At 68.7% G+C, this 18,166-nt stretch carries 16 protein-coding genes; 8 read left to right on the top strand and 8 right to left on the bottom strand.

What is annotated here, in order from left to right; translation table 11 throughout:
• The first annotated feature begins 297 nt into the window (after positions 1 to 297).
• Together AB0M45_RS19795 and AB0M45_RS19790 are read left to right on the top strand one after the other, a co-directional pair.
• Positions 298 to 1,224, top strand: a complete 927-nt coding sequence (locus AB0M45_RS19795) for a neutral zinc metallopeptidase (RefSeq protein WP_364330803.1) — start codon at positions 298 to 300, stop codon at positions 1,222 to 1,224.
• Positions 1,225 to 1,343: 119 nt separating this feature from the next.
• Complete coding sequence (locus tag AB0M45_RS19790; RefSeq protein ID WP_364330800.1) at positions 1,344 to 1,880, top strand: hypothetical protein; 537 nt, start codon at positions 1,344 to 1,346, stop codon at positions 1,878 to 1,880.
• Between the two features lie 66 nt (positions 1,881 to 1,946).
• On the opposite strand, the gene AB0M45_RS19785 is transcribed toward AB0M45_RS19790, so the two are convergent.
• Positions 1,947 to 3,533 carry a hypothetical protein gene (locus AB0M45_RS19785; protein ID WP_364330798.1) on the bottom strand — a complete coding sequence of 529 codons (1,587 nt, stop codon included), beginning with the start codon at positions 3,531 to 3,533 and terminating at the stop codon, positions 1,947 to 1,949.
• Positions 3,530 to 3,895 carry a type VII secretion target gene (locus AB0M45_RS19780; RefSeq protein WP_364330795.1) on the bottom strand — a complete coding sequence of 122 codons (366 nt, stop codon included), beginning with the start codon at positions 3,893 to 3,895 and terminating at the stop codon, positions 3,530 to 3,532. The genes AB0M45_RS19785 and AB0M45_RS19780 overlap by 4 nt, the downstream gene beginning before the upstream one ends.
• 175 nt (positions 3,896 to 4,070) lie before the next feature.
• On the opposite strand from AB0M45_RS19780, the gene AB0M45_RS19775 reads away from it, so the two are divergent.
• The 4 genes from AB0M45_RS19775 (at position 4,071) to AB0M45_RS19760 (ending at position 9,245) form a co-directional block, all read left to right on the top strand.
• Complete coding sequence (locus AB0M45_RS19775) at positions 4,071 to 5,075, top strand: NAD-dependent epimerase/dehydratase family protein (RefSeq protein WP_364330792.1); 1,005 nt, start codon at positions 4,071 to 4,073, stop codon at positions 5,073 to 5,075.
• A gap of 31 nt (positions 5,076 to 5,106) precedes the next feature.
• On the top strand, positions 5,107 to 6,123 hold the full coding sequence (locus AB0M45_RS19770) for an Rv2578c family radical SAM protein (RefSeq protein ID WP_364330789.1): 1,017 nt from the start codon (positions 5,107 to 5,109) through the stop codon (positions 6,121 to 6,123).
• A gap of 111 nt (positions 6,124 to 6,234) precedes the next feature.
• Positions 6,235 to 8,169: a 2-oxoacid:acceptor oxidoreductase subunit alpha gene (locus AB0M45_RS19765; RefSeq protein ID WP_364330785.1), complete on the top strand. Its 1,935-nt coding sequence runs from the start codon at positions 6,235 to 6,237 to the stop codon at positions 8,167 to 8,169.
• Positions 8,166 to 9,245 carry a 2-oxoacid:ferredoxin oxidoreductase subunit beta gene (locus AB0M45_RS19760; RefSeq protein ID WP_364330782.1) on the top strand — a complete coding sequence of 360 codons (1,080 nt, stop codon included), beginning with the start codon at positions 8,166 to 8,168 and terminating at the stop codon, positions 9,243 to 9,245. Before AB0M45_RS19765 ends, AB0M45_RS19760 begins: the two co-directional genes overlap by 4 nt.
• Before the next feature lie 87 nt (positions 9,246 to 9,332).
• On the opposite strand, the gene AB0M45_RS19755 is transcribed toward AB0M45_RS19760, so the two are convergent.
• Both AB0M45_RS19755 and hisS read right to left on the bottom strand, forming a co-directional pair.
• Positions 9,333 to 9,980 carry a hypothetical protein gene (locus AB0M45_RS19755; RefSeq protein ID WP_364330779.1) on the bottom strand — a complete coding sequence of 216 codons (648 nt, stop codon included), beginning with the start codon at positions 9,978 to 9,980 and terminating at the stop codon, positions 9,333 to 9,335.
• A gap of 144 nt (positions 9,981 to 10,124) precedes the next feature.
• Positions 10,125 to 11,393 (bottom strand): histidine--tRNA ligase, encoded by a 1,269-nt coding sequence (hisS, locus tag AB0M45_RS19750; RefSeq protein WP_364330776.1) that lies wholly within the window; start codon positions 11,391 to 11,393, stop codon positions 10,125 to 10,127.
• Positions 11,394 to 11,532: 139 nt separating this feature from the next.
• Between hisS and AB0M45_RS19745 the strand changes: the two genes are divergently transcribed.
• Positions 11,533 to 12,408, top strand: a complete 876-nt coding sequence (locus AB0M45_RS19745; RefSeq protein ID WP_364330773.1) for a peptidylprolyl isomerase — start codon at positions 11,533 to 11,535, stop codon at positions 12,406 to 12,408.
• Between the two features lie 412 nt (positions 12,409 to 12,820).
• A complete protein-coding gene (locus tag AB0M45_RS19740) occupies positions 12,821 to 13,372 on the top strand; it encodes a hypothetical protein (protein ID WP_364330770.1) in 552 nt (183 codons plus the stop codon).
• Positions 13,373 to 13,457: 85 nt separating this feature from the next.
• On the opposite strand, the gene AB0M45_RS19735 is transcribed toward AB0M45_RS19740, so the two are convergent.
• The 4 genes from AB0M45_RS19735 to AB0M45_RS19720 all read right to left on the bottom strand — a co-directional run bounded on the left by AB0M45_RS19735 (position 13,458) and on the right by AB0M45_RS19720 (position 18,148).
• Positions 13,458 to 13,844 carry a DUF4913 domain-containing protein gene (locus tag AB0M45_RS19735; RefSeq protein WP_364330767.1) on the bottom strand — a complete coding sequence of 129 codons (387 nt, stop codon included), beginning with the start codon at positions 13,842 to 13,844 and terminating at the stop codon, positions 13,458 to 13,460.
• Complete coding sequence (locus AB0M45_RS19730) at positions 13,841 to 15,676, bottom strand: TraM recognition domain-containing protein (protein ID WP_364330764.1); 1,836 nt, start codon at positions 15,674 to 15,676, stop codon at positions 13,841 to 13,843. The genes AB0M45_RS19735 and AB0M45_RS19730 overlap by 4 nt, the downstream gene beginning before the upstream one ends.
• Before the next feature lie 41 nt (positions 15,677 to 15,717).
• Positions 15,718 to 16,416: a hypothetical protein gene (locus AB0M45_RS19725; protein ID WP_364330761.1), complete on the bottom strand. Its 699-nt coding sequence runs from the start codon at positions 16,414 to 16,416 to the stop codon at positions 15,718 to 15,720.
• A gap of 67 nt (positions 16,417 to 16,483) precedes the next feature.
• Positions 16,484 to 18,148 carry a peptidoglycan DD-metalloendopeptidase family protein gene (locus AB0M45_RS19720; protein ID WP_364330758.1) on the bottom strand — a complete coding sequence of 555 codons (1,665 nt, stop codon included), beginning with the start codon at positions 18,146 to 18,148 and terminating at the stop codon, positions 16,484 to 16,486.
• Positions 18,149 to 18,166 lie beyond the last annotated feature (18 nt).

The raw sequence follows: 18,166 nt of genomic DNA, 5'->3' as shown, positions 1-18,166 counted from the left end.
CCAGGTGCGGGTCCATCGTAGTGAGACATATTCGGCGAGAGGAAACCGATATCGCCACACCCGTGCCAAGCTGTATACGACTGGGTCCGTCCGGCGCTCGATACCGGTCACGGGCCACACCAACCCGCCCACCACGGGCGCGAGTCCTACGAGCGCCATTCGCGGCCCGGATCGCGTTCGAGTGGCCGAAGCGGATGCGACGAAATCGCGAGTCTCGGCCGCTCGGACGCAAGCCTTCCCGGCGCCGCGAATACGCCGCGACGCAGTCGCGGCAAATCCAACACAGGAGCGACGACGATGACCTTCAACGAGGGCATGCAGATCGATCCGGATCGCGTTTCGTCCGGTGGTGGACCCGGTATGGGCGGCAAGCTCGCGCTGGGCGGCGGTGCGGGCGGACTCATCGTGCTGGTGCTGACCCTGTTGCTCGGCGGCGACCCCGGCTCCGTTCTCGGCAACTTCACCGGCGCGCCGGACCAGAGCCAGACGCAGCCGGGCACCGCTGGCACGCCGAGTCACTGCAAGACCGGCGCCGACGCGAACAAATACCTCGATTGCCGGGTGGCGCTCACCGCTCAGAGCCTGGACGCCGTGTGGTCGGCCGAGCTGCCGAAGCAGACCGGTAAGCGCTATGTGGAGCCGGACGTCGTGCTCTTCTCCGGCGCCGTTGCGACCGGCTGCGGCAACGCCACCAGCGAGGTGGGCCCGTTCTACTGCCCGGCCGATCGGACCGCCTACTTCGACACCAGCTTCTTCCAGGACCTGGTGGATCGTTTCGGCGCCAGTGGCGGTCCGCTGGCGCAGGAATACGTGGTGGCGCACGAGTTCGGCCATCACCTCCAGAATCAGCTCGGCGACATCGGCCGCGCACAACGCGATCCGCGCGGCCCTGAGTCCGGTGCGGTGCGCACTGAGCTGCAGGCCGACTGCTACGCGGGCATCTGGGCGCATTTCGCGGACGAACAGCCCGCACCCGGGGGCGACCAGCCGTTCCTGCGGCCGCTGTCGGACAAGGACGTCGACGACGCGCTGTCGGCGGCCGCGGCGGTCGGCGACGACCGCATCCAGCGCGCGGCGCAGGGCAGGGTGAATCCCGAAGCATGGACCCACGGCTCCTCCGAGCAGCGGCAGAAATGGTTCCTCACCGGCTACCGGACCGGTCAGGTCCGCGCCTGCGACACCTATTCGGCACCGGACCTGAACAACCCGTCTGCCTTGCGGTAGAACCGGATCGATCGACGACACAGCGCGCCGGTCCGCACCGCGGGACGGCGCGCTGTCATGATCGACGGCAGTTCACCTGTGCCGCAGGCGAACACGGACAGCACCGGAAGATGGGATCGATGCGAGGAACGAAAGCTGTTCTGCTGGTTGTGATGCTGACACTCGGGATGGCCTCGGGCACGGCCGCGGCCGACCCGGCCGCCGACCGGCCCAGCGCCCTACCGCCGATCGCGGCGCCACTGGCCCTGTTCACCCTGACCACCATCCCGGACGGCTGGCAGACCCGGACCGATCTACGCCCGCAGCTGGAGATCTTCGCCGACGGCCGGGCGGTCAGCAGTCCCGACGCCATTGCCGCCGATCGTCGCCCGGAGACACCGCCGAAGCGGATCGAAGGCCACATTCGGCCCGATGCGCTGACAGCCGCGGTTGCCGAGACCACCGCTCTGGCCACGGCGGATCTCGGTGTGCCGAGGGCCGCCGATCAGAGCAGCCGGATCATCGACTACATGCCGCAGTCAGCGGGACAAGACGTGCATCTGGTCGTGTATGCGCCCGAGGCCACCGACGGGCTCGGCGCCGAGCAGCAGGCCGCGCGCAAACGCTTCGCCGACCTCTACAGAACACTGCTCGACGCGTTCGTGCCGGACAACTGAGAACCGCACGATGCTCGGCCCGAGCGGATCACCGCCGTGCGGGCCGAGCCGGAATCGCTGCCCGGACTAGAACTGGTCCTGTTCGTAGTCCGAGCTGATGATCTCGTCGGAGTGCGTCGCGCCGATGACGTCCGGCGTGGACTCCCCCAGCGGACCGGTGAGATCGTCGTTGCCGGTGGGGCTCGAGTACGGCTGCACCGTGCGCGAGTGTTCCGCGTCATCGCTCCGTTGCCCCGCGGCGGCGGCCGGGCCGCCCATGAAGCTGTTGGCTCCGGCCGCGGTAGTGCCGGGCGTGCCGGTTCCGAACGGCGTGCCGGGCATACCGGCGACCGGGCGGACCGGAGCGACCGGAGTGCCGGGCAGGCCGGTGGGCTTGGGTACCGAGGGTGTGCTCGGGGTCCCCGGCCGACCGGGACTGCCGAACAATCCGGACGGCGCACCGTGGTTGGTACCCGGGCTCTGCGGGGTGTGCACCGACGAGGGCGTGGTCAGGGGGCTCGACGTGCCGGGCGTGGCGGAGTCAAGGCCGGCCGCCTTGGTCGCGGTGTCGGTCGCGGTCGACTGCGCCTGTTCCAGGATCGGCTGGCCGACGTTCTGCGCCAGCGACTGCGCGGCTTCCTGCGCCTCCGGTCCGACCAGCTGCTGCACCATGCCGCCGAGCTCGGCGGTCTTGCCCGCCAGATCACCGCGGGTGGCGTTGACCACGCCGACGGCGTGGCCCAGGTGCTCGGTGGCCGAGGCGATCAGCGTCGCCTGCGCGGGCGGGGTGAGGATCACCGGGGCGAGCGCGGTCGCCTGGGTGGCGAAGGACGAGGCGATGCCGAGCAGCTGCGCGTTGCCCTGCTGCACCACCACGGCGGCGCGCTGGGTGAGTTCGGAGATATCGAGGCCGCGCTGGCCGGTCTCCTGGCCCTCGACGTTCGCCTGCTGGCTCGTAACTTGGGCGTTGCGGGCGGCCTGGCCCTGCCACACCTGCTCGACCGTGGCCATGCTGCCCCTGCCCACCTGCATGGCCATCTCGATGACCTTGGAGGACTGGCTGAGGATCGCGGTCGGATCGAACGCGCCGATGACGCCGGTGCCGAAGCTGCCGAGCAGGTCGAGGATCGGCTTCATCAGCACGTCCACGCCGGGCAGCGCGGGCAGCGCGACGCCCTGCATCAGCGCGGCGACCGGATCGGCGGGCAGCGGCGGCAGCGCGGCCGCTGCCTGATTCACCTGATTCGCCGCGGTGGCGATCGAGTTCGGCGCGTCGGTGATGGCACCGCTCAGCACGCCGTCGGCGTGCTCGAGCGCGGCAGCGACCACCGGAGCCGCCGCGGCGTTCGCATCGCCGAGCAGCGCGGACACCTCATGCGGCACGCCGGGAAGATCCTCGCCGCCTGGAACGCCGTTCAGTCCGGGGAGTCCGGCGGGAGTCGCGCCGATCGTCTGCTGATCCTCGGAGATCTTGCGCGCCACAACGAATGCGGGCGGCTCGATCGGCGGCATGTCCTCGGGCAGCTGCGGCAGCGGCAGGTCGAGCACCGCCCCAGCCGGTGAATCCGGTAGGGCGTCCAGCACGGTCTGCTGGCCGATGGCGACATTCTGCTCTGCCGCGTGCGCGACGGCCTGGTCCTCCGGGGCGATGACGCCGCTGTCGAGTGGTCTCATACCGCGCCTCCGATCTCGCCCGTCTTCGATCCGAGCGCGCTCGCATTGGCCCAGTCCATGGCGTCGAAGGCCGCCGCGGCGCCGAACGCCGACTCCGACAACTTGGCGTACTTGGCCGACAGATCGTTGATGTCCTTGGCCTGCAACACCTGTGCGGCGGCGAACATCGCCAGGTAGTCCGCGCCGATCAGGCCGAACACCGGAACCAGCGCGGCGATGTTCTTCGCCGCGTCGATATTGCCCGCCCCAGCCAGATCACCGGCGATACCCGCGTTCGTGGCGGCGAACGCCCGGACCGCTTGGGTCTCTACCGAGAGATCACTCATCGAGTTGCCCCCCAAATCGTCGTGAACATGCGTCATGAACTTCGTCGTGACCGGTCCCGCTCCCTGCCGAATCGGCAAGGGCCGCTACGGTTGCGCTCAATATAGCGGACCGTACCGGCATGTTTCGAGCCCGAACGCGCCGCGGGACAAGGCGACCGGCATGGAATTGGAACGTGTTGCAAATTAGAACAAGTTCTATATTCTCTCTGCCATGAAGGTCGCAGTGACCGGCGCAGCCGGCTACCTTGGCACGAACCTGCTCCGCCTGCTCACCGAGCGCGGACACCAGGTCACCGCCATCGATCGCGCGATTCCCGGCGAGACGGCGGCGCCCAGCGTCACCTGGGTGCGCGGCGATGTGCTGGATCCGGCATCGATGCGCGCCGCACTGGCCGGCGCCGAGGTCGTCTACCACCTGGTCGCCGTGATCACCCTCGCCGAGAAGAACGACCTGGCCTGGCGGGTGAACACCGAGGGCGTGCGCGTCGTCGCCGAGGCGGCACTGGCCGCCGGCGCGCGCCGCATGGTGCACGCCAGCTCCATCCACGCGTTCGACCAGTACAGCTGCGGCGGCCGGATCGACGAGCGCGCTCCGCGGTCGACCGACCCGGCGCTGCCGGTCTACGACCGTTCGAAGTGGGCAGGCGAGGTGGCACTGCGCAAGGTGATCGACCAGGGCCTGGACGCGGTGCTGTGCAATCCCACCGGCGTCTTCGGCCCACTGGACTATGGCAAGCCGCTGTCCAGGATCAACCGGACCATGAAGGATGCGGCGCTGGGGCGGGTGCCCGCCATGATCGGCGGCGGATTCGACCTGGTGGACGTACGCGACGTGGCCGAGGGCCTGGTGCTGGCCGGCGAACGCGGCCGCACCGGCGAGAACTACCTGCTGGGCGGGTCGATGATCTCGATGCTCGAGCTGTGCCGCGTCGCCGCGGCGCACGGCGGCAAGAAGGGCCCGAAATTCGCCATCCCCGCCAAGCTCGCCTCCGGCGTCATCCCGGTGCTGGCACCCATCGGCAAGCTGTTCAATTCCGACATCGTCTCCAAGGCCGCGCTCGGCGCGCTGATCTCCGCGCCGATCGTCGACTACGGCAAGGCCGCGCGCGAACTCGGGTACCAGCCGCGCCCGCTCGACGAGACCGTTCGCGACCTGGTCGCATTCTTCGCCGACCCCTCTCGGCTGGCGCCGCCCGGCGCCAAGCAGATCGCTTGACAGGTCTTAGAACACATGTTCGACTGAAGGGGTGCGGTGGCAAAGCCAAACCCTGGACGCCGAGGACGGCGCCCTGCCCGGGCTGTCCCGGGCAGGTTTGGTGCGCACCGTACAGACACCCGAGTTCGAGGGCATCACGTTCCACGAGGTGCTGTGCAAGAGCGCGTTGAACAAGGTGCCCGAGGCCACGAATCTGCCGTTCCAGTGGACGGTCAATCCGATGCGCGGCTGTTCGCACGCCTGCCGCTACTGTTTCGCGCGTGGCACGCACGAGTACCTGGACCTGGACGCGGGCCGGGACTTCGACACGCAGATCGTGGTGAAGACGAATATCGCCGCGGTGCTGCGCAAGGAACTCGGCAGGCGGTCCTGGCGGCGCGCACCGGTCGCGCTCGGCACCAACACCGATCCGTATCAGCGCGCGGAAGGCCGGTATCGCTTGATGCCGGGGATCATTCGCGCGCTGACCGAGTCCGGCACCCCGTTCTCCATCCTTACCAAGGGCACATTGCTGCGGCGGGATCTGCCGTTGCTCACCTCGGCCGCCCGCGAGGTTCGGGTCAGTCTGGCGGTGTCCATCGCGATCCTCGACGAGGACCTGCATCGCAGCCTGGAATCGGGCACGCCGTCACCGCGTGCGCGACTGGACTTGGTGCGCGCCCTCACCGACGCGGGGTTCGCGGTCGACGTCCTGGTCGCACCGGTCATCCCGTGTCTCACCGACAGCCGGGCACACCTGGACGCCATTTTCGGCGCTATCGCCGAGACCGGGGCGAGCTCGGCCGTCGCGTTCCCGATGCACCTGCGCGGCAGCACCAGGGGTTGGTTCCTGTCCTGGCTGGCCGAGCACCATCCGGCCCTGCTGCGCCGTTACCGTCAGCTCTACGGCCGCGGCGAGTCCGTGACGCCGGAATACTCGGCCTGGCTGCGCGCACGGGTCGATCCGCTGCTGGCCGAGCACGGTTTGACGCCGCACAGGCAGACCGAACCGGAGACACGGCCCGAAACCGCGGACACAACCGACCCGCAGCTGGCATTGTTCGCCTGACGCCGCCATCGCCGAATCTGGCGGGTCCGTGCGCTTCGCCGGGCGCGCACCGCATTCGACGGAGTAGTTTGGCGATGGCACCTCTCAGCGACGAGGAAGTGAAGCAGGCACATGGTTTCACACCAAAATGATGTCGGCACAGCAAAATTGGAAAAGGTCGTCATTCGGTTCGCCGGGGACTCCGGCGACGGAATGCAGCTGACCGGCGATCGCTTCACCCACGAGGCCGCCGCCTTCGGCAATGACCTGGCTACCCAGCCGAACTTCCCGGCCGAGATCAGAGCGCCGCAAGGCACCCTGCCGGGCGTCTCGTCGTTCCAGATCCAGATCGCCGACTACGACATTCTCACCGCGGGCGACCAGCCCGATGTACTGGTCGCGATGAACCCCGCCGCGCTGAAGGCGAATCTGGAGGACCTTCCGCGCGGCGCCACCGTCATCGTCAACACCGACGAGTTCACCAAGCGCACCCTCGCCAAGGTCGGTTACACCGCCGACCCACTGGCCGACGACACCCTGTCGGACTTTGTGGTCCACCGCGTCCCGATGACGTCGCTCACCCTGGGCGCCACCGAGTCGACCGGGGTGGGCAAGAAGGACGCCCAGCGCGCCAAGAACATGTTCGCCCTCGGCCTGCTGTCCTGGATGTACGGGCGCCCGATCGGCGGAACCGAGCGGTTCATGCGGGAGAAATTCGCCACGAAGCCGGACATCGCCGAGGCCAACGTGCTGGCGTTCCGTGCGGGCTGGAACTACGGCGAGACCACCGAGAGCTTCGCCACCACCTACGAGATCGCGCCGGCGAAGCTGGCGCCGGGAACCTACCGGCAGATCACCGGCAACACCGCGCTCGCCTACGGCCTGATCGCCGCCGGTCAGCTCGCGGGATTGCCCGTCTTCCTCGGTACCTACCCCATCACGCCCGCCTCGGACATCCTGCACGAGCTGAGCAAGCACAAGAACTTCGGCGTCACGACCTTCCAGGCCGAGGACGAGATCGCCGGGATCGGTGCGGCGCTGGGCGCTTCGCTCGGCGGCGCGCTGGGCGTCACCAGCACCTCCGGCCCCGGCCTCGCGCTCAAGAGCGAGACCATCGGCCTCGCGGTGATGACGGAGCTGCCACTGGTCGTCATCGATGTGCAGCGCGGCGGCCCCTCCACCGGCCTGCCGACCAAAACCGAGCAGGCCGACCTGTTGCAGGCCCTCTACGGCCGCAACGGTGAATCACCGGTGGCGGTGGTCGCGCCCCGCTCCCCCGCCGACTGCTTCGCCGCCGCGGTGGACGCGGCACGGATCGCACTCACCTACCGCACACCGGTGCTCTTGCTGTCCGACGGCGCGATCGCGAACGGTTCGGAACCATGGTCGATTCCCCGAGTGGCGGAGTTGCCCCCGATCGACCCGGCGTTCGAGCCGGAGGGCGACGACGGCGCCCCGTTCCAGCCCTACACCCGCGATCCCGACACGCTGGCGCGCCCGCTCGCAGTTCCGGGCACCAAGGGACGCGCGCACCGCATCGGCGGACTGGAGAAGGCGGACGGCAGCGGCAACATCTCCTACGATCCCGCCAACCACGAGCTCATGGTGCGATTGCGCCAGGCCAAGATCGACGGCATCACCGTGCCGGATGTCGAGGTGGACGATCCCGACGGCACGGCCGAGCTCCTGCTGATCGGCTGGGGCAGCTCCTACGGCCCGATCGGCGAGGCTTGCCGGCGCGCCCGCCGCCGCGGCGTTCCGGTCGCCCAGGCACACCTACGACATCTGAATCCATTGCCCGCCAACCTGGGTGAGGTCTTGCGCCGCTACCGCATCGTGGTGGCGCCGGAGATGAACGGCGGCCAGCTGGCCATGCTGCTGCGCGCGAGGTACCTGGTCGACGTGCGGCCGTGGACGAAGGTCGCGGGCACCGCGTTCTCCGCCCAGGAGCTGGTCGGCGTCATCGACGCGGCGCTGGACGGGTCGATCGGGGAGATGGAACAGAACAAGGTCTTCGCCGCCCGGGCGCGGGCCACCTATCGCACCACCACTGGGGGTAACGCATGACCATCGTGGAAACGTCGCTTGTCGGCACGGACCTGGGCCTGACCGGCCTGTCCGGGGTGCCGGCCGCGGACGGACCGCAGAAGGCGAAGGACTTCACCTCCGATCAGGAGGTCCGCTGGTGCCCCGGCTGCGGCGACTACGTGATCCTGGCGACGGTGCGCGGCTTCCTCGCCGAACTCGGCCTGCGCAGGGAGAATCTGATGTTCGTGTCCGGGATCGGCTGCTCCAGCCGCTTCCCGTACTACTTGGAGGCGTACGGCATCCACTCGATCCACGGCCGGGCTCCCGCGATCGCGACCGGCCTCGCGGTCAGCCGTCCCGATCTGTCGGTCTGGGTGGTGACCGGTGACGGCGACGCGCTGTCCATCGGGGGGAACCATCTCATTCACGCGTTGCGCCGCAATGTGAACATGACGATCCTGCTGTTCAACAACAGGATCTACGGGCTGACCAAGGGCCAGTACTCCCCGACCTCGGAGCAGGGCAAGATCACCAAATCCACCCCCATGGGTTCGCCTGACCACCCGTTCAACACCTTGTCGGTGGCGCTGGGCGCGGAAGCGACCTTCGCGGCCCGCGCGCTGGATTCCGATCGCGCGGGACTCACCGAGGTGCTGCGCGCCGCCGCCGAGCATCGCGGCACGTCGTTCGTAGAGATCCTGCAGGACTGCCCGATCTTCAACGACGGCTCGTTCGACGTGCTGCGCCGGGAGAACGCCGCGGAGCACCTCATCCCGCTGCGGCACGGCGAACCCATCCGGTTCGGCGCCGAAGGCGAATTCGCGGTGGTCCGAAGCGGTTTCGGGATGAAAGTGGCCCGTACCGACAGTGTCGCGGAGTCCGACATCGTGGTGCACGACGCGTACGCCGACAGCCCGGAGTATGCCTACGCGCTGTCGCGGCTGTCCGATCAGGGGCTCGACCATGTCGTCACCGGCGTCTTCCGCAGCGTCGCGCGGCCGACCTACGACGACGCCGTGCGCTACCAGACCGAGGTCGCACGGGAAACAAAACCGATCGGTCCGGAATCACTCCAAGCCCTGCTCACCGGGCCGGAAACCTGGACCGTCGAGTAGCGGCTCGGCGCACGCCGGCGCGGTGGAACGCGGCGTCGGCGGACCGGGCCGGACGCGCTGAGCGCCGCCGGGGCCGACGCTTGCGGGTCAGCCGAGCGCGGCGACCTCGGTGTCGGTCAGCACGATCGGCGACACCACGTCCTTGGCCCGCGCCAGCTGCACGGCCCGAAACAGCGGCCGCTCCTCCAGACCGGCATCGCGCGCCTCGGCACGCAATTGCTGCACCAGCATGGCGGAAACGGCCACCGCCGCGGCCAATCGACTGGCGGCGAGCGCGTCGGCGAGCCTGCGCAGGCCGAGCAGATGCAGCTCGCGGCCGCTGCCCGCATCGGTGTACATCGCCAGCGGGATGACCTGCGAGACCTCTCCGGCGGTGACCCGCAGGACGATACGGCTCAACCGCGCCGGGAAAACCAGCACCTCGACACCCGTCGCCGACGACATCTCCACCTGCCGTTCGCCGAACAGCCTGCGGGCGTGAATGATCGTCCCGGACAGCCACATTCGCCGCCGCCGCAACGCGATGGCGTACAAGACGGTTGGCGCGCCGACGACTACGCCGATGGCGACGGCGATCGGCCAGCTCACCACGGTCGCCGCCAGCAGCGCGGCGCCGAGTCCGATGCCCGACGCGGCCAGCGCGAGGCGGCGCAGCATCGGCGCGTACAGCTCGGGCGCGACCAAATCGAGCCCTACCGGCGCGAGCGCCTGCTCGTCATCAGAATTCGTCGACACTGTTCCGCCCTCTCGCGACCCCGGCATCGATGCGCCGGTCACGCTACCGTGCCCGCCGCTCGGCCGACGGCGGGTTCGGCGCAGAGTACCCCGGTCGCGGCGTCCATGCCGCGCAACCGGTGACCCGCGCCGACCTCGTCGCGGCTAGGCCAGCGACTCCCGGATCACCCCGACCACTTCGGCCAGCGGGATCTGCCGCTGCTCGCCGGTCGCCATGTCCTTGAGCCCGATGGTGTTCTCCGCGATGTCGCGGTCGCCCAGCACCAGGGTGAACGCCGCCCCCGACCGGTCGGCCGCCTTCATCGCGCCCTTCACACCGCGCCCGCCGTACGCGAGATCGACCCGCACGCCTGCCGCACGCAGCTGCGCCGCGAGCACGACCAGGCGCTGTTTGGCGGCATCGCCCAGCGGCACACCGAAGACCTCGCAGCGCGCCGGGTTGCCCGCCGACTTGCCTTCGGCCGCCAGCGCCAGCATGGTGCGGTCCACGCCGATACCGAAGCCGATGCCCGACAGCGGCTGCCCGCCGAGTTCGGCCATCAGGCCGTCGTAGCGGCCGCCGCCGCCGATGCCGGACTGCGCGCCGAGACCGTCGTGCACGAATTCGAACGTGGTCTTGGTGTAGTAGTCCAGGCCGCGCACCATGCGTGGGTTCACCACGTAGGGCACGCCGAGCGCTTCCAGGTGACCGAGCACCTGCTCGAAGTGCGCCTTGGCCGATTCCGACAGGTGATCGATCATCAACGGCGCGTTCGCGGTCATCGCGCGCACCTCGGGCCGCTTGTCGTCCAGGACGCGCAGCGGATTGAGCTGGGCGCGCCGCTTGGTCTCCTCGTCCAGCGGCAGCTGGAACAAAAACTCCTGCAGCAGTTCCCGGTACTGCGGGCGACAGGTCTCGTCGCCAAGCGAGGTGATCTCCAGCCGGAAGCCGTCCAGCCCGAGTCCACGGAATCCGGCATCGGCGATGGCGATCACCTCGGCGTCCAACGCCGGGTCGTCGACGCCGATCGCCTCGATCCCCACCTGCTGCAGCTGCCGGTACCGGCCGGCCTGCGGCCGCTCGTAGCGGAAGAACGGACCTGCGTAGCACAGCTTCACCGGCAGCTGGCCGCGGTCGAGGCCGTGCTCGATGACCGCGCGCATCACGCCGGCGGTCCCTTCGGGACGCAGTGTGACGCTGCGGTCACCGCGGTCGGGGAAGGTGTACATCTCCTTGGTGACCACGTCGGTCGACTCGCCGACACCACGGGCGAACAGGCCCGTGTCCTCGAAAACCGGCAGCTCGATATGTCCGTACCCGGCCAGTCGGGCGGCGCGGAGCAGGCCGTCGCGCACCGCGACGAACTCGGCCGAGCCGGGTGGCACGTAGTCCGGTACCCCCTTCGGGGCAGAGAAGCTGCTGGTCTTGGTCACGATGCTCCAGTTTCCACCACTACGCCCCCGCAAGTCCAACCGGTTCGCCGAACCGCCTCTCGGGAAGGATGCGGATCAGTCTCAGGAAGAAATGGCACACTCTTATCCCGATGTCACCGGATACGGGAGGAACGTGGTAGTGCCGAGCAACGAACAGCGACGAGCAGCGGCGAAACGCAAACTGGAGCGTCAGCTCGCCAACCGGGCCGAGCGGGCGCGCAAGCGGAAGCAACTCACGATCGCAGGATCGGTGCTGGGTATCGTCGTCGTGGTCGCCGCCGTCACCGGGGTGTACTTCCTGACCCGCGGCGAGGACAGCGGCTCCGACGCCGCCGACCCCTCGCTGTCCAGCGCCCCCACCGCCGCCACGCCGCCCGCGGCGAAGGCCAAGCCCGCGACGGTCGACTGTGTCTACCGCGACAGCGCCAAGCCCGCCGACAAGCCCGCGAGCAAGCCGAAGGCCGACGGCATCCCGACCACCGGGGTGGATGCCAAGGTCAGCGTCAGCATGGAGACCAGTCAGGGCCCGATCGGTCTGACGCTGAACAACGCCGAGTCGCCGTGCACGGTGAACAGCTTCGTCAGCCTGGCCGCGCAGAATTTCTTCGACGGCACCGATTGCCACCGGATGACCGCGGACGAGGGCCTGAAGGTGCTGCAGTGCGGTGACCCGACCGGTACCGGAATGGGCGGGCCCGGTTACGAATTCGACAACGAGTACCCGACCGATCAGTACGCGCCGGACGACCCGAACGCAACCAAGAACGCGATCGTCTACAAGCGCGGCGCCCTCGCCATGGCCAACGCCGGTCCCGGCACCAACGGCAGCCAGTTCTTCATCGTCTATGCGGATTCCCAGCTGCCACCGCAGTACACGATCTTCGGCACGGTGGACGAGAACAGCCTCGGCACCCTCGACAAGATCGCGCAGGTGGGCCAGGACAATTCCAACGGCCCCGGCGACGGCAAGCCGAACCAGCCGGTCACGCTCCAGTCGGTGCGCATCGACCGCTGATCGTCGAACTCTCGGGCCCGCCGCCGAACCGGCAGCGGGCCCGAGCCGTGTCCGGGGCGCATCCAGCCGGAGCGAGGATAGGCGAACCTTTGTTCGGCCAGGCTGTCCTCATCCCGAAGATCATCCGGCGCGTTCCGACGCGCGCCGGAAATGTGCGATATATGCTGATAAGCGGCACGCTCGTTCGATTGTGCCGACCTTTGTCGGGTAACCTCGAACCAAGGAGTTCCCGTAGCGTAGTCACCCCCTCGACAGGATCGCCCTGGGAGAGAGTGTGCGCCACGCCGCGAGTACTCCGGGTGTCCACGTTTGCAGGCGGGACCCGCTGCACGGGACTACAGTTCGCGTGGCGGCGTCCGTGACGAAGCACCACCATCATCCATAGTGATCACTGCAGCATCGGGGAGCAGCCATGTCCGAGGAACTGGACGACATCGGCCGGGAAACCGCGGCCATGATGAGGACAATGTTGCAGCTTGCGACACTCGTTGCCTTGAAGACCCGTGAGCGTGGTCAGAAGGAAGTCGAAGCGCGAGTCAAGCTCGCCGAGGCCCGCGTCAAAGAGGCAAGGGAACTGCAGGTCCGGGAGGCTCGCGACGCGAAGGCCAAGGATCCGCGGAACACGGAGCTGGCTCGGCTGATCGAGAAGCCGATCGCGGAAAAGGGTGTGTCCCTGGAGAAGGACCGCTTCTCCGCGCAAGCCGAGGCCTCGCGGATGGCCGCCACTGCCGCCGCCAACGCCAGGCCGGCGATGCAATACGACTCCCCGGAACGGCGGATGGCGATCGCCGCCCATCTCGCCAAAATGGGTGTCGCGCCGGAACTGGCCGCGGTGCGGATGCTGATCGAAGTAGGGCAGGCACAACCACCGGGCGAAGCGGTGCGCACTCGCCCCGGCGAGGCGGCGACGGTGACCAGAGGGGCGAGAGAACAGGAATCTCGCGGCTTGGAACGGACCAGATAAGCACCAGGAGTGAACGCCCGCTGGAGTTACCCAGCGGGCGTTGTTCTTTCGATGGCATTCGCGAGAATGGCTGCCACGCAACCGGTTAGGTGTGGAAGTCGCCGATGGTCGGATCGCCGAACATGCCGTGCTGCGGCGATTTCGTCGGCAGCGGGCTGAGCATGTCCTTGTGGCCGTTGCGCACACTGCAGTACTTGAACGGCCCTTTGGGGTCGAACAGCTTCGCCATGTGCGGGTCCGCGTGATCCAGGAACCAGACGCTCAGGCCGGTCGCCCCGTCCTGGCGGTAATGTTCCCAGGCCCGCCACAGCGCATCCAGCCGAGCGATCGCCTCGGCGTGCTGCCACCATTCCGGGCACCACACCGTGTCGCTGAGATCGGTGACCTGCCGCCGGTAGATTCCGCTGAGGTAGTTCTCGACGAAATCCACCACATTCGAGTAGGCCATCGGTTGTTGCTGCTGCTCGGTCATAGCGGCCGAACCTCCTCGATCGGTCCGTGCTCTGGCGGCGGCGTCGACTTGCTCAGCGAAGGCGCGCCGACCAGGTCCGTGATCTGGGTCTTGCGTTCCGGATCATGACGCGAGATGGACTGCTTCACGTCGGCAGCGTACTCGCCCTCCCACCACGGCACCGTACGCAGCAGCACCGGCGGCGCCCCGGACGGGAACAGGATGGCCCGGCCGCGCGGCAATGTCGCCAGCGCGTTGACCGTGAACGTCTTGGACGAACTCAGAGAGCGCGAATAGCTCTTGCCGCCTTTGGATTCGGAGACCGACTGCGAGATCGCGTCGTATTCGCCCAGCACGTCCGAACGCTCCTGCAGGAACTTGGTGTCGTCCACGCCGCTGCCGAGCACCTTGATGTTCGCCGCCGACCACAGGGCGTTCATGCCGCTCTCACCCCAGCAGCGCGCCCCCTGTGCCCAGGACTGCAGCACCGTCATCACCACGATGCCGCGCGAGCCGAAGTGGCTGTACTGCTTGGGCAGATCCTTCCAGCGCACCACGTTCGCGGCCTCGTCGAGCACCGCGAGCAACGGAATCGCCAGTCGCCCACCGGCCGACTGCGAGGCCTTGCGCATCGCGACGTCGATCACCGCCTCGGTGAGCGCGCTCACCAGCGGCGCGGCCGAGCCGCGGCCCTCCAGCGACAGACTGTACAGCGTTCCATTGTGGTTCAGGAACTCCATCTCGTCGAACTCCCTGCGGTCGCCGCCCCGGGTGATCCACGGGTGCACGTTCGACAGCTTCAGGCAGCGGATCATCTTCTTGGCGGTGCCGAAGATGCCGCTGCGCGTTCGCGGGTCGGTGTTGTACTGCGAGGAGAGGCCGGAAGCCGTGTAGTGGTGGCGGGCGGCGCGCAGGAGTTCGATGGGCTCGGTGTCCTGCGGATTGGTCACCCATTCCCAGACCTGCACGATCGGGCGGCTGCCGTTGCGGTCGCCGACCGCGGCGGCGAGGAACAGTCCGGCCAGCAGGTCCTCCGCCTCGGGATCGAAGAACGCGTCGGTGTTGGTGTCGCGGCCGTCGTCGCCGTCGGCGAAGTGCCCGGCCAGCCGCGCCGCGCGCATCTCGCACCCTTCGCGCTTCGCGTCCACCCAGGACAACGGATCCCAGAACCAGGTCGGCAATTCACCCGCGACGCCCTGCGGGTCGAAGACGAACGTGGGACTTCCCTTGGCCTCCCGGACATCTCGGGTGGCGTCCACCACATCGCGCTTGTTCGAGGTGGCTAGCACCGGCCCGATCGCGGTGAGGATCGCCGGGATCACGCGCGAGGTCGACTTGCCTTGGCGTGGGCCCCAGATGTCCAGGTGCAGATCCTCGTACGAGCCGTAGAGCATGACTCCGTCGGCCACGCCGACGCCGATCGGCACGCCGGGAACGCCACCGTCACGAAGTTTCACACCGAGCTGCTGGGCCTTCTCCCGCACGCCCGCCTCGGTGAGCATCGAGATCGCGCCGCCATTGCCCATCACGTCGGCCTTGTCGTCGACCGGTAGCCTGCCCTTGGACTGGCGCTGCTGCAGCCGCTTGCGAATCACAAGATAGCCGACCACGCTCATGATCACCAGCAGGACGATCACCGTGGCCGCGCCGGGCCACTGAAGCTTTCCCCTGGCCAGGTCGGCGGCGATGGCAATGGGGTTGATCGGGACTTTCTGCGGGCTGCCCGCGAGCATGTTGCCCAGATGGAGAGCGAGCCAGAGGGTTCCGAAGATCGCGAAGCCTGCGTAGATCAGGATCAGGCTGACGTCGGGTCCGGGTACGGCCGGATCCGTCACCTTTTTCTTCTTCGCCATGTGTGCCTCCTGGGTGGGCCGTCCGGTGGGAAAGCGGGTGGTCAGCGGAACGCGTCGAGCCGCCAGCCGTCGGGTGTGCGCACGACGGTGGCGATCACCGTCGCGGGCGGCAACGCCTCCTTGCGCCCGTTCGGGTAGACGACGGTCTGCTCGATCCCGATCTTGAACTGCTGGACGTTCGGATCGGTGAGGATCGGCGCCTTCTCGCCGGACGCGAAAGTGAACGCCTCCACACGCGCCTCTTCTCTCGCCCAATCCGCCCACTGCAGCGACGACTTCGGGGCTTCCACCACGGTCGGCGCCGTATCCAGCATACGAATCAGGCTGGGGCCGAGAAACTTCCGTGCCCGCGACAGCGAAGCACCCTGACTCTCGGTGGCGGGTTGCCAGCTGTAGATCTCCCGCAGCGCCGCGACCGCGACGCCGTCGGGAGTCACCGGATCCGGCGCGGGAGCGACCTCGAGGAGGCGGGTCGTGGACGTAGCCGGATGCGCCGCATCGGATCCCTTGTCCGCGCGGTCCGCGCGACCGCAGGCCGCGCTCAGCACCGCGACGCTCAGCACCAGCATCACCACCAGTTTCGCGCGTGCACTTGCTTTGTCATTCCAGGCTAGCCGCATCGCGCCGCGTCGCGGCAGCTCCCCGACCGCGTGTTCGGCGCGGGCACGCATTCCCGCACCTGCCACGCTCGGCTCCGTCATGACCGTCGAGGCGGCTGTACCGATCGCTCGCTCACTCATGCCTGCGCCTCGCTGACGCTCAGCTCCGGCACGAGCGAGTGCTCAGCTGTGCCGATTGTTCGCTCGCTCACAGCACCCTCCTCGCTCGTCCGTCTCCAGGCACCGCGACTTCCGAGACGCCGCCAGCGGATCGGGCGTCCGCGCCCGGAACCGACTGGATCATCCGGCCGTTCCCGGCGTAGATGCCGACCAGCGCCGGTCCGCGCGGCCCGAATGAACTGAACACCAGATCACCCGGCTGAATTCGGCTCATCGGCACCTCCGCACCTGCCTCCCATTGCTGTTCGGCCGTGCGCGGCAATGTCACGGTGCCGGAGGACGCCGCGAACACCGCAGCCGAGGTCAGTCCGGGCCCGTCCAGACCGCCTCCGCTGGGCCCCTGCGGCCCGCCACCGCCCCAGACATAAGGCGTACCGAGCCATTCGTGGGCGGCTTCGACGATCTGGTCGCCGGTCGAGCTCTCCCCCGGCGTGAACCGGCCGACCGAGCCCGGCGCGCGGTACTGCGCCTCCATCGCGAGAATGCTCCGCACATACGGCTGGGTCTCGGCGTAGTGCGCGGCGACCTGGTTGGGCATGCCGCCAGAGGCCAGCACCGCGCCCTCGCCCGCGTTGTACGCCGCCAGCGTGAGCGCGACAACGTCGCCTTGCACTCTGCCTTCGGACTGCCACCGCAGGATCTTGTGCGCGATCGCGCACATGTAGCGGCCCTGGCCGATGATCGCGTCGCCGTCGTCCCACACGCTGGCCACGCCGTTGCCGTCGGCATCGATGACATATGGCTGGCCATCATCGGGATTGATGCTCGCCGCGGTGCTCGGCAGGAACTGGGCCAGGCCCTGCGCACCCGCGGGCGAGACCGCGCCGCGCCGGAAACCGGACTCCTGCCTGCCCTGCGCGGCGAGCAGCGACGGCGTGACCTGCGGGCAGATCGAACCCGCGCGCCGGTACCAGATCTCCAGTTCCGGTGGCACCTTGCCCGTCGCGAGCGCGCCACCGGCGGTACCGAAGCCGAGGCTGCACCGCGGATCGCTGGAATAGGCATGCGCGCCACCGATATCCGGCGTCGGCGCGCCATCCAGCCAGGGCAACGGATCGATCTGCCGCCCGCCGGTGAACCGGCCGCCCGGCACGATCTCGAAATGCAGGTGTGGCCCACTGGATTCGCCTGCCGAGCCGACCGCACCGATGTGCTGACCCGCGGCCACCGTGTCGCCGGCGCGGACCAGCACACCCGAGTCCCACATGTGGCCGTAGACAGCCGAATACGCACGGCCGTTGGTGTCCACCGAATCGACGACGATCCAGTTGCCGAAGCCCGACGCCGGGCCGGCGGCGACGACACGGCCGTCGGACACCGAGAAGATCGGGGTGCCGTCGGCCGCGGCCAGGTCGACACCTCTGTGCGCGCCCCCACGTGAGCCGAAAACATCTGAGAGGGTGAACGTTCCGATAGCCAGTGGCAGAGTACGGCGCAGCGGACCGACACCCGCCGCCAGCGACGGCGTAGCAGTAGCGGACGGATTCGTCTGTGTTCCAGTGGGATTCGCTGTCGCTGCGGCGCGCCGATCGCCCGGCGTGTACCCGCCGAGCGGCGGCAGCGCCGACTGTGAGCCGAGCACCGAGCCGCCCTCGCAAGGGTCGTCCACCGCGGGCATGACGATGACCAGCACGACGGTCACCAGTCCGAGAACCGCGCCGAGCGCCGTCCACAACACCGATTTGCCGCTCATCACCGCACCCCGGCAGAA

Origin of the sequence: Nocardia sp. NPDC051787 (genome assembly GCF_040681325.1) — a bacterium.
Classification (GTDB): Bacteria; Actinomycetota; Actinomycetes; order Mycobacteriales; family Mycobacteriaceae; genus Nocardia.
Note: the sequence above shows the minus strand (reverse complement) of the source record. Positions and strands in the feature narration are given on the sequence as shown.

Coding starts and splice junctions, on each gene's coding strand:
- AB0M45_RS19795 (WP_364330803.1), top strand. CDS start 298: ATGACCTTCAACGAGGGCATGCAGATCGATCCGGATCGCGTTTCGTCC.
- AB0M45_RS19790 (WP_364330800.1), top strand. CDS start 1,344: ATGCGAGGAACGAAAGCTGTTCTGCTGGTTGTGATGCTGACACTCGGG.
- AB0M45_RS19785 (WP_364330798.1), bottom strand. CDS start 3,533: ATGAGACCACTCGACAGCGGCGTCATCGCCCCGGAGGACCAGGCCGTC.
- AB0M45_RS19780 (WP_364330795.1), bottom strand. CDS start 3,895: ATGACGCATGTTCACGACGATTTGGGGGGCAACTCGATGAGTGATCTC.
- AB0M45_RS19775 (WP_364330792.1), top strand. CDS start 4,071: ATGAAGGTCGCAGTGACCGGCGCAGCCGGCTACCTTGGCACGAACCTG.
- AB0M45_RS19765 (WP_364330785.1), top strand. CDS start 6,235: ATGGTTTCACACCAAAATGATGTCGGCACAGCAAAATTGGAAAAGGTC.
- AB0M45_RS19760 (WP_364330782.1), top strand. CDS start 8,166: ATGACCATCGTGGAAACGTCGCTTGTCGGCACGGACCTGGGCCTGACC.
- AB0M45_RS19740 (WP_364330770.1), top strand. CDS start 12,821: ATGTCCGAGGAACTGGACGACATCGGCCGGGAAACCGCGGCCATGATG.
- AB0M45_RS19735 (WP_364330767.1), bottom strand. CDS start 13,844: ATGACCGAGCAGCAGCAACAACCGATGGCCTACTCGAATGTGGTGGAT.
- AB0M45_RS19730 (WP_364330764.1), bottom strand. CDS start 15,676: ATGGCGAAGAAGAAAAAGGTGACGGATCCGGCCGTACCCGGACCCGAC.
- AB0M45_RS19725 (WP_364330761.1), bottom strand. CDS start 16,416: ATGAGTGAGCGAGCGATCGGTACAGCCGCCTCGACGGTCATGACGGAG.
- AB0M45_RS19720 (WP_364330758.1), bottom strand. CDS start 18,148: ATGAGCGGCAAATCGGTGTTGTGGACGGCGCTCGGCGCGGTTCTCGGA.